This window comes from Streptomyces sp. NPDC002055, assembly GCF_040296705.1.
In the GTDB taxonomy this organism is placed as follows: Bacteria; Actinomycetota; Actinomycetes; order Streptomycetales; family Streptomycetaceae; genus Streptomyces.
This window is the reverse complement of sequence record NZ_JBEOXS010000057.1, coordinates 35,620-45,726: the sequence shown is the minus strand read 5'-3', so window position 1 is coordinate 45,726 and position 10,107 is coordinate 35,620. Positions and strand designations below refer to the sequence as shown.

Annotated in this window: 5 protein-coding genes; 2 read left to right on the top strand and 3 right to left on the bottom strand. The window is 66.1% G+C overall.

Going from position 1 to position 10,107, the window contains the following annotated elements; all coding sequences use genetic code 11:
* On the top strand, positions 1 to 250 hold a 250-nt coding region (locus ABT112_RS27840), incomplete at its 5' end, for a hypothetical protein (protein ID WP_351514147.1).
* 890 nt (positions 251 to 1,140) lie between these two features.
* Positions 1,141 to 1,815 carry a restriction endonuclease gene (locus ABT112_RS27835; RefSeq protein WP_502975470.1) on the top strand — a complete coding sequence of 225 codons (675 nt, stop codon included), beginning with the start codon at positions 1,141 to 1,143 and terminating at the stop codon, positions 1,813 to 1,815.
* A 993-nt stretch (positions 1,816 to 2,808) separates the two neighbouring features.
* Here the strand turns inward: ABT112_RS27835 and ABT112_RS27830 are convergent.
* From ABT112_RS27830 to ABT112_RS27820, 3 genes are read right to left on the bottom strand one after another with little or no spacing between them, the layout of a single operon-like run.
* The gene (locus ABT112_RS27830; protein ID WP_351514143.1) at positions 2,809 to 4,185 is read right to left on the bottom strand and encodes a hypothetical protein; all 1,377 of its coding nucleotides are present in this window, start codon (positions 4,183 to 4,185) and stop codon (positions 2,809 to 2,811) included.
* A 34-nt stretch (positions 4,186 to 4,219) separates the two neighbouring features.
* Complete coding sequence (locus tag ABT112_RS27825) at positions 4,220 to 5,059, bottom strand: DUF4145 domain-containing protein (RefSeq protein WP_351514141.1); 840 nt, start codon at positions 5,057 to 5,059, stop codon at positions 4,220 to 4,222.
* Positions 5,056 to 9,705, bottom strand: a complete 4,650-nt coding sequence (locus tag ABT112_RS27820) for a PDDEXK-like endonuclease domain-containing protein (protein WP_351514139.1) — start codon at positions 9,703 to 9,705, stop codon at positions 5,056 to 5,058. Before ABT112_RS27820 ends, ABT112_RS27825 begins: the two co-directional genes overlap by 4 nt.
* Positions 9,706 to 10,107 lie beyond the last annotated feature (402 nt).

Sequence of the window (10,107 nt, the reverse complement as noted above, 5' to 3'; positions counted from 1 at the left end):
GTTCCGGGCGTCGTACGTCGCCTGCGGGGTCAGCGCGTTGACCCCCGCGGTCTCCAGCCAGGCCCGCGACCAGGCGGCCATGTCCCGGCCCGAGGCGGGGGACGCACAGCGGCAGCGGGGAGCCGGTCATGCCCGGGAGGGCTCCAGCGAGCCCCGTGGCCCACCGGGGACGGCGGCGGAGACCGAACTGCACCCGGCCTGCAGGCGTTTCACGCTCGTGCCCGGCGATGCGGCCGTGAACTCGGAGTAATGCATGAGTGCGTCCTCGTCAATCGAGAAGCCTAATACGCACATGGGTGCATTAATGCGATGGTACAGGTCCACGAGCACGCCGGGCAATGCCTTCGGGGCCGATGACGGATCAGGCGTCCGCCGGCTGCACGGCCGCAGCAGGGCCCGTCGGATCCGGGCCCGCTGCGGCCGTGCGGGTCGCGGCCTACGGGCGGTGCGTTGCCGAGACCGTTGCCGGGTGCGATGGTGTTGTGTCGACCGGTGTCTTGCTGCCTGTTCCCGGCCCGTTGGCCAGGGCCAGCAGTAACAGGAGCAGCAGGAGACCGCCTCCTCCAGTGCCTGCTGCCACGGCGACGGTGCGAGGTTCGATGGACCGGTGATGTCCGCGTACGCGGGTGCCGTCCGAGCGGTGGTAGGGACGGACGCGGGTCGTCGGGCCGGTGTGGACCGGCCGCGGCCGTGACATGGGAGCGGGACGCGGGGTGGCAGGTCGGGGCGCTGAATAGGGCTGCGCGGCGCGGGGGCGGGTGCGGCGGTTGTGGCCTCTGACGTAGGTGCCGTCACGGCGGTAGTGCGGGCGTACGTAGGTCACGGGCGGTCCTCGGCGATGAAGCGGGGAGTGCCCCGCAGTCGGGGCCGGGTGGTCCTCGGCTCGACATTCGACGCTAGCGACCGGCACTGACAATTCAGGGCGGCCAACTCCACGACTGTGCGGACCCGGTGGGCGGCACGGCGATTTTCGGACGGGTGATCGCGACGCCGGGCCCGCTGTCAGTGCCGGGTGCTGTCATAAGAAGTCGGGGAACTGCGGAAGAGGGGGACCATGCCGGGGAGCAGGGAATACGACGACATCTATCGCACCGACCAGGGCGTGCGAAGGGCGCCGCGCCCCAGGGCGGCGGTGCATTGGTGAGCCCCCGCCGCCGACGGCGCAAGAGCGATGAGAGCTTGCTCGCCGCCCTGGGCGCGCTGGTTCTCGTCGTAGTGGTGCTGGTCAAAGTCGGACAGTGGGTGTGGGTGCACTGGTGGATCCTGCTCGTGCTGGGCCTGCTCGCGCTGTTCGTGTTCGTGGGCTGGGTATACAGGCAGGTTGACCGGATGCGGTCCGCGCAGATACGGGTCGAGGGCCTCACCTACTCGCTCGGCCAGCTGGATGCCATGCACCACAGCACCTTCGAGGTCGCTGTGCGCGACCTGCTCGCCCGGGACGGCTCACGCGACGCGCTGCGTTGCGGCGGTCGGGGCGACCTCGGCGCCGACGTGAAGGGTCACGATCCCGTCGGCCGGTTCTGGGTGATCCAGTGCAAGCATCGCAGGAAGGGGCTGGACGGTTCTGCCATCGGGACTCCGGAGCTGCAGACCCTCAACGGCACCGGCCGGCCGGTGCACGGTGGTGACGTCGTCGTGATGGTGACGAACGGGAAGATCTCCCGGCCCGCTCGCGAGTTCGCCCGGCAGCAGCGCTTACACCTGGTTGACCGGCACCTGCTGGAACAGTGGGCCCGGGGCGGGCGACCGCTGTGGGAGATCCTTCCCGCTGTTCCACCGCCGAGGAAGCCTCCGCGTCTTCGCCGAGCCCCCTGACGCTCATGAACGGTGCAAGCCGACAACGAGGCAGGCGCCCGCAGCCGACTCGAGCGGATACGGGCGTCTGCGGGTCCTCCTCGTGCTGCCGCACCTTCCAGCCGGTAGTTGCTACCCCATGCAATCGACCTGGTGGCCCGGGAGCCGACTGAGGGCGACGGGCCCGATCGCGAGCTACTTCCTGCGATTCCGGAAGTTCTCCCACCGGGCAGGTTGAGCGACTGTCGTTGCGGGTGGCGATTTGACGTTGGTCCCGTTTCTCAGATGTCCCGGAAGAGACCAGGCGGTCCCGTGAGCTGCTGTGATGGGTGGCTGTGGGGTACTGACCTGCGCAGATAGTCGTTCCGCTGTTTCACGGTCATGCTCGTTGATGTGGCCGGAAGTCCCAGAAAAGTCCCAGAGGACTCCCACCGCCGACGGCCACTCTTTCAGCTCTATGCAGGGAAAGGGGGTGGGGTGTGGGCTAGGGCTCGTGCATCGGTGGTCGGCCGTGACTGAACAACAGCGCACGCTTCTGCAGCGGCTCGCAACTGGTGAGAGATCTGGAGCGCCTGGATGCCGGGAGAATGGCGCTCGGCCTATGCCCTGCGGGACCGCGGCCTGTTGACTATCTGCAGGAGTGCTGGGGGTGCCCACGTGGAGGTCACTGAGGCCGGCCCCGTTCCTCCATGCGGCATGGTCGTCATCCCGACGATCCGGCGTTTACAATGAGATTTCGGGAAGGTCCTCGCCAGAACAGACTTGAGTAGAGACCCCTGTCGGATTCGAACCGACGACCTTCGCTTTACAAGTGGGATTGGACCTTTCCGGGTGGTGCCCGCCTTGCTGAGCGGTGACATTCTTGCTGGTCAGCGTCGGGAGGGGTGAGCCGTGGTCCTTGTGTGTGCGGCTCGCGCCGCCCTGTCCGCTCACGCATTGCTCACGCAAGGTTTGGCAGGTCGACTGGTTTGTCTGTGGGCTGTGATGCTGAAGGGCCTTGAGGAGCCAGGCAGCTCAGGAGGTCAGCACCCTCATGGCAAGCACAGATCCGTCAGGATTCACCGAGACTGGCCCGCGCCACCTGCCGTCCCATGTATCAAGGGGCCAGGTATCTCGTCGGGCGTAGACCTCGCGGCGATAGCGCTCCACCCTGCCTCCTTCAAGATGGCGGAAGAGGTCTTCCGCGACGCCGGAGAACGCCTCAACGCGTGTTCTGTTCAGCCGGAAAACGTGGTCTGTGCCGACGAACTGAATGCCGAGGAGCTGCTCACGGGCATCTTGCACGCTGCCTGTGGCTGCGTGCGCGAAGCCGGTGAAGTGACGCCTGCCCTGCCGCCTGGTCAGGTACTGGACAGTTGCCTGACCGTCACCGGCGAAGGCGGTTAGCCCGGCGGCTTCCGTTCGCGCGAGCACGTGCCTGAACCATTCGCGGCGCTCCGGGGTGATGTGGAATCCGGGCTCTTTCTCCGGAGTTCTGTCGCCTTCCGTCGGCCGCTGGATGCCCGGGAAGAAGTTTTCGTCCTCGACGAAATGGTCTACGTTCCTCGTGGTACTTCCCGTTGAGTGGTTCAATCGGCCGTCTCTTCCGGCAGCATGCAGGGCGTGGACGGTGAGGGGGCCGTCCACGGGGAGCTCTGTGCTGAATACCAGGCTCGGCGTCTCGTTCCACGATCCGATGTGCACTGCTTCCACGTGGGCTGAAGCAGAGGCGAGTTGGTCGTGAGACGCCGAGGCGTTGCTGTGATTGCCCTTGGACTCGATCGGGAAGACCCGTGACGGCTCACCGGGCTTCCAGACCTCGGCGAAGAACCGTGGACGGTATCGATAGCCGGCTCGGGGCCCCTTGTCCCTGCTGGTCAGAGCCCAGCCCGCCCGCAGGGCTGTGTCGGCTGGAACGATCGAAATGACGTGCTGCGGGTAGCGACGATTTAAGATCTGCTTGGCCAACGAGAGAGCGAAGCCGATCCCGAGTTCGTCCGACTGGAGCGCCTTGTAGTAGTCCGCTGTCTCCCGGCCCTCGGCCGAGAGCCTCATGTACGCGCCAGAATCCCCGGTCAGGGCTTGATTGTACTTGAGGCTTCCCCAGTGCTCGGCGAGGCCCCGACCTGCTCCCCGCCGGGCGAGAGTGACTGCTCGGGCCAGAGTATGGAGCGCAGTCCAAGGGGCTAGTCGGAAGGAGCTGACTTCCTTCGTGGCTAGGGCCTGGAGCATCGGCTTGCGTCGTAGGGCGTCGAGTTCCTTCTCCTTCCTCTTTCCGTCCTCTTCGGCGCCCGCTGCGTCGACGCTGCCGACGAGCGCGATGCTGGAGTGAGTCGCGACGTTCGACGGCTGCGACAGATCTGTCAGTACGGCTGCTGCGTTCTTCAACTTGCTCCCCCTGATGGATCGCACCAGTGCTACAGGACAAAGTCACAGCTCAGTACGGCTAAGGTGCTTCGGGCTGTGATCCGGCAAGGTCGTTCAGGACCGCGTTCACCACGGGCCAGCACATGTTCAGCGTGTCCCGGTCGGGAGCGTGAGCTTCGCGGATTTCAGCGCGAGGATGAACGAAGTTGCGGTACTTGCGTAGCTCGTGGCAGAAGCGCTCGACGTCGGCGCCGATCCAGCCTGCGTCGTGACAGGTCTTGATCAGGGTATCCAGACTTACCCTGTCCGGAGACATCCGGCCGAGCAGTGAGGCGTCGCGCTCCTGGACCACATGAACGAGGACGCCTTCGAGAAGGCTGCCGAGCATGATGATGGCGGCCACGTGAGCACCGTTGGCGTAGCAGGTCCGGGCCTCGTCCAAGCGGTGCTGGAGGAGACTCGCCATGTCCTTGTCGTTGATGAGATCGGTCATGGCTGCTTTGAGTTCGACCGGCCCTTGGCTACCTGGGTAGTTGAGAGAGGGGTCGCAAGCGACGAGACGGGGCCGGCCACCGGGGTTCTCCAGGCGGGCTCCCTCGTGTACGAGGAAGGCGTTGACGGCGGCGACGACGGCAGGGAGCTGCTCGGGCTCGTCGAAATATTCGCGTGGGTCGGCGAGGCGAAGCAGAACCTTTTCCAGGTCGGACGGGTCCTCCCGACGCTCGGAGAGCCGCGCGAGCGTCCACTCCTTGCGGTACTCGCCGTCGTACTCCGGAACCCTCTGCCAGCCGGCGTGCTCCAGGAAGCGGGCGATCTCGAAGCCCTTCCGGTAATAGAGGTGCTCGTCGCCGCAGATGACGCGGGCCAGTTCCTCCAGGGTGTTGCCGTCCAGGATGCCGATGGGGGACTGCGGGCTCATGCTGCGCCTTCCGTGCTGTCGTTGGTCGCTTCGACTTCTGTCGTTTCGAGGGCGGCGATCGGAGCGGTCGCGTCGTGATGGTCGGGGGATTCCGCGGGGTCCTCAGCCAGCCCTTCGTCGGAGGAGAGGTCGAGCGGAGTCCATTGCATGTCGGAGGAAGCAGGACCCGACGGCGGCTCGTCATCGGCGGTGCGGAAAGCGGCCGGATGAATGCCCAGTCGATTCAGCTTCTCCCACAGGCCGGACAGGGCATGGTCGGGGTCGAAGCGGAACTCGCTCTCTGGAAGACGCCAGAACGTCCACCCCACCCGCTGAAGTTCACGGTCACGCTGCTCGTCGTGCCGGATCTGCTCAGGTGTCGTGTGGTACCGGTCACCGTCACACTCCACGGCCAGACGCCCGCGAGCGCCTACGACCACGAGGTCGATGCGTTTACTTCCAGCCGGGCACTGCGGGATGACGTGATATCCGCGAGCCTTCAGGCGCAAGTAGACGTGCTGCTCGAAGAGCGACTCGAACGGCTTCTGCGGGACCTCGGCGGATACCTCCCCGATGTCGTCGGAGGCGGCAAGTGCGGCCGGAGGGTTTTCCATGTAGGCAAGGAGGTTGAGGCGCAAGTCCCCCTGCTTGAGGCGATCCGGTGGAACTGAGTAGAAGAGTCGCATCTGGTCCTGGGCTCGGGACGCAGCGACGTTATAAGCCTGTCGCTCGCTGCGCGCACCGCCCGCGACGCGTGGCGGATCGCTGGCGACCATCGACAGCAGAATGACGTGCCGCTCCTCTCCCTGGAACGACGCCGGGTTGCCTACACGGATCTTGTGGCGCTCGCGTACTGGGGCCGGAATGCGCGTGTTGATCAGCTGTTCCAGGAGCTTGACCTGCCCGATCGGTCCCTGGAGGGTGATGACCCCCATGGTCTTGTCCCGGTAGGCAGGGTCTTCCACGAGCTGGGCCAGACACTCGACGACGGCCTCGGCTTCCTTCGGGTTGCGGAGCCGGCTGTCGCGCCCCTGGGCTATGGCTCCATCGACGAAGTGGGTCACGAGAGGGTTGAGACGCTCACCGCCGTACTGGCGCAACGGCTGAAGTTTGTCGTTGTAGAAGGTCTGCGACGACCAGCCGATGATCTCGGGCATGCACCGGAAGTGCTCCTCCAGTCGGATCACCTTCGGGAAGAAGGTGGACAGCAACTGGTAGAGGTTGGTCGCGGGGCCGTAGAGCGTGCGCAGCATCGGCGGCATATCCGGCAGGTGGGAGACGAGCCGATCGTGGATCGCCTGTGTGCGGCCCATGCCGCTGACCGGGGGCGCGCACTGCTTGTCGTCCCCGACAACGATCACGCGCGGAGCGAGCCACAGCAGGAACAGGGCGTCCATTCCTGCCTGACTGGCCTCGTCGACGATGACCACGTCGAACGCGTCCCGCTGGGGAAGTACCGTCTCGGCGACTTGTGAGATGGGCATGACCCACGCGGGTACCGCCCCCTGCGCCGTCTTCATGGCGTCGTGGGCTGCAGCACGGTAGCGGCCCGCGTTGCGGCCCTTTCCCTTACCGTACGAGGCCATGTGGTTGCGGTACGCCTGAAGGGCGGACCGCTGCTCCTGAGTCATACGCTCAAGGCAATGCAACCGGCCCCAAGTGGCGGCAAGTTCGCCGGTCAGCGACTCCAGGTTCCCTTCACACTGGGACAGCTCGCCTTCAAGGTGACGTTCGCGCCCATGTGATCGCTGACGACGCACGAAGGCAGAAGCGGCTCCCCAGGCCCACGCCTCGGCCAGTGAGTCCAGCCGAACTTCCCACTCAGGGTTGTCGGGGTTCTGCGCCAGATCGTCGGCGAGCAGAGGGTGCGCCGCACGAACGCTGCCCAGAAGCACATCACATCGGCGCCGGCGATGCTCACGCCGATGCGCTTCCCGCAATGCGTCGAGTTCCTTGGCGTAGCGGTCGGTGTCTCGCTCCCGGACTGCCTGGGCTGCGGCCAGTGCTTCCGCGGCCGGGCGAGAGCCTTCAACCGGGGTGCGGAGTTGCTCTTCCCACCCAGCAAGCCGGGCGGTGGCCTCGTCTGCGGTCCGGCGGCTGGAGAGAGCGGATAGTGCGTTGATGAACTCCTGCCACGCCGTACGTGATGTGAGAGGGATGTGCAGACCGTGACGCACGAGCAGTCCGTCGATGTGTTCACGGGACGCTCCGAACGCGTCGATGTGCGTCAGGCGGGCGTGGGCCTCAGACAGTGCGGCCACACGGAGTTCAGTCCGTCCTTCGGGAATCGGGGCTCCGGCTTGGGCCCAGCGTTCGGCGAGTGTGGCAACCGTGGAGTGGGCGCTCAGGTGGGCGAGGACAGCCTCGACGTCCTCCAGCGTTTCGGGTGAGTGGCCGCTGACGGTGCACGTGTCCAGAAGATCCTGAGCGGCCTTCTGCGCCTTCGCAACGCGGAAGCTGCCGCGAGCGCGCAGCTTGCCGCCCAAGACGAGATGCTCACGCAAGGCGATTCCTCTTGCAAGCATCTCATCGGCTCGGTTGGCGGGGAGCCTCTCAGGCAGGTGGACGCGCTTCATGCCTTGCCCGTCCACCTGCCGCCTGATGGCGTCGAGCTGAGCTTCCGCGTCGGAAACCAGCTGCCATAGCGTGAGGCCGTCGCGGGAGAGCCTGTCGGATAGGGCCTTGGTGATCCACTTGTCCGTATCCCACTGCCTGGCCGACGGTGGCACGCCGAGATGATGAAGAGCCGTGCGGCAGTCACCCGCGAGCGAGGCGAGTTCGTCGGTGACGGAGGCGTCGAGCTGGGCGAGTTCATCGCGGATGGCAGCCTCCTCGGCGGACAGACCGTCATTGGTGACGCAACTGGCCGCGAGTGCATTGGCCAGGTCTTCCGGGGAGGGGAGAGAGGCCGGATCAGGCAGAGTGCCCTCTGCGCGTAGCTCGGCGGCACCGTCGCGTAGCAGACTGAGCAGTTCCACGGCCTGCGCGGGAGACAGTGGCGGAGCAGAGGCGGCCTGCCCTTGGTCCGGAACCAGGCCGATCCAGGAGTAGCGCTCGGTGCCATCGACGACGCGCTGGACGATCGCGGCCAGGGTGCCGGCGTATCCGGGAGCGATTTCCGAGTGCCGATAGACCTCGGCCTCCCGCACCGCAATCACTTGCTCCGTGAGCGCGCTGATCCTGCCCCGCACCTCTTCCCGCCGTGCCGAAAGCCGACGGATCTCGTCTCGTAGCTGTTCGGGGTCGCTCGTGGCAACCTGGTCGGTCAGGGAGTTGATCGTGCGTTCCAGCTCGTCCGCCCCGTCTTGGCGCACCGAGCTGAGCAAGAGCACGCACAGGTCACGCACAGCGGGAGGGAGTTTGTCCCGTAGCACTGTTAGAGCTTGGTCGCGGGCGCTGGTCACCAGAACTCTCTGACCTTGGGCAAGCAAGGCGGAGACCAAATTCGCGATCGTGTGCGTCTTGCCGGTGCCCGGCGGCCCCTGCACCACCACGCCCGTGTCGTGTTCCAGCCGTCGCAGCACACTGCGTTGCCGCTCGTTCGTCTTTCCGGGAAAGAGCGGGTCGTCGCCGAAAAGCGGCGGGATCTCGCGGTCGTTCCAGCTCGCACGTTCCTCGGAGTTCAGGGGCAGCACCAGCTGTGCCAGCCCCAAGGGTGCGTGCCCTTCGGAAGCTACGCTGTCCGCGATCCGGTCGTAGAAGCTCAACAGGGCGTTGCGGTCCCGTGGACGTAGTACGAGGGCGGGAGCGTAGGTGAGGCGCGCGCCTGGCTCGGGCTCGCGTGGCGGCTGCCATTCTGCGCTGAACGAAACTGGACGCTGTAGCGCCCGGTCCTGCCACTGAGTCAGCTGCTCCAGGACCTCCTGACCGAGCAGATGCAGTGACTGGGCGGCGATATCCTCCGCGAGCGCAGCCGAACGCTCGGAGGCCCAACCGTCATCGGTGTCTAGGAACGCTTGGTCCTCAAGCCGCACGGCTCCTTCGGACGTCAACCGGACCACGAGCCGGGCAGTCTTACGGTCTACAGATGTCTCCACCCGGTGGGTGAGTACGTGGCGATGCACGGCGTCACCGCGCGGGTCTCTCCAAGTCAAGAGGCCAGCAGCCAAAACAAGTTCGAGTTGATCGTCCTGCTGGGTCAACTTCTGGTGCCAGTGGTAGACCAGCTCGTAGAGCTCCCGAAGAGCCCGTTCCGCACGCTCCCGATCCGCCCAACGTCGCCACCGTGTGAGCCAAGGACCGTAGGCCCGCAACACTTCAGCCGCTTCCTCCCGGCGGACGGTGCGATCCCCCGCTTCTTCCTCCCGCTGCTGCGGGCTATCGCCGGTGCGCGCGAGCTCCTGCCCCGGACCCTCGATGGCGAGCGCCGGATCACCGCCGTCCGCGTCCTGGCACTGCTCAGCGGACACCCACCCCTCCAATACTTCAGGTGGGGGCGGTGGTGCGGATTGCGGTACGTGGTCGAGGGTGAGCAACAGCCCATCGGCCCGGTCCGACGGACGGTGCACGGAGGCCGGCAGGTCGGCCAGCCACAGGCGCTCCCGTGAACGGCGGTCATCACGTAGGCGGTTATGGCTGCTTTGTACGACCTCTTTGAGGAAACCGATCAGACCAGTGGTCTGTCCAATGACGTCAGGATCGTTAGCGGCACGGCGCGGCACGTTCACCTGTCCCCCTTTGGTGCTGGTGGCGAACGCTCCAGAATGGGGGTGCCGGCCAGGAGGGGCAACGCATTCCGGGAGAATGGCGAGATATACGCGTAGTGCAGGCTTGATGTACACGGTGTAACAGCTTCGGTCCATCAAGCGGCTTCCCAGTGAGTAAGCCGCGGGCCGCTGACCTGGGGCTCCTGCGCGATGCGGGTGACAGGAATCGAACCCGCGCTCTGAGCTTGGGAAGCATCGGTGCTGCCCTCGCGCACTTCCTGCCCCGCGCCGGTGCGCGCGGCGGCCGTCGACGCGGTCTTCGCATGGCCGCAAGTCGACCGGCAGAAGCTCGGTCCTGGTGCAAAGTCCCAGAGAAGTCCCAGACATGCCGCCGCACCCCTCCTGGCCCGTATTCACGCAGGC

Coding starts and splice junctions, on each gene's coding strand:
- ABT112_RS27825 (WP_351514141.1), bottom strand. CDS start 5,059: ATGAGCCCGCAGTCCCCCATCGGCATCCTGGACGGCAACACCCTGGAG.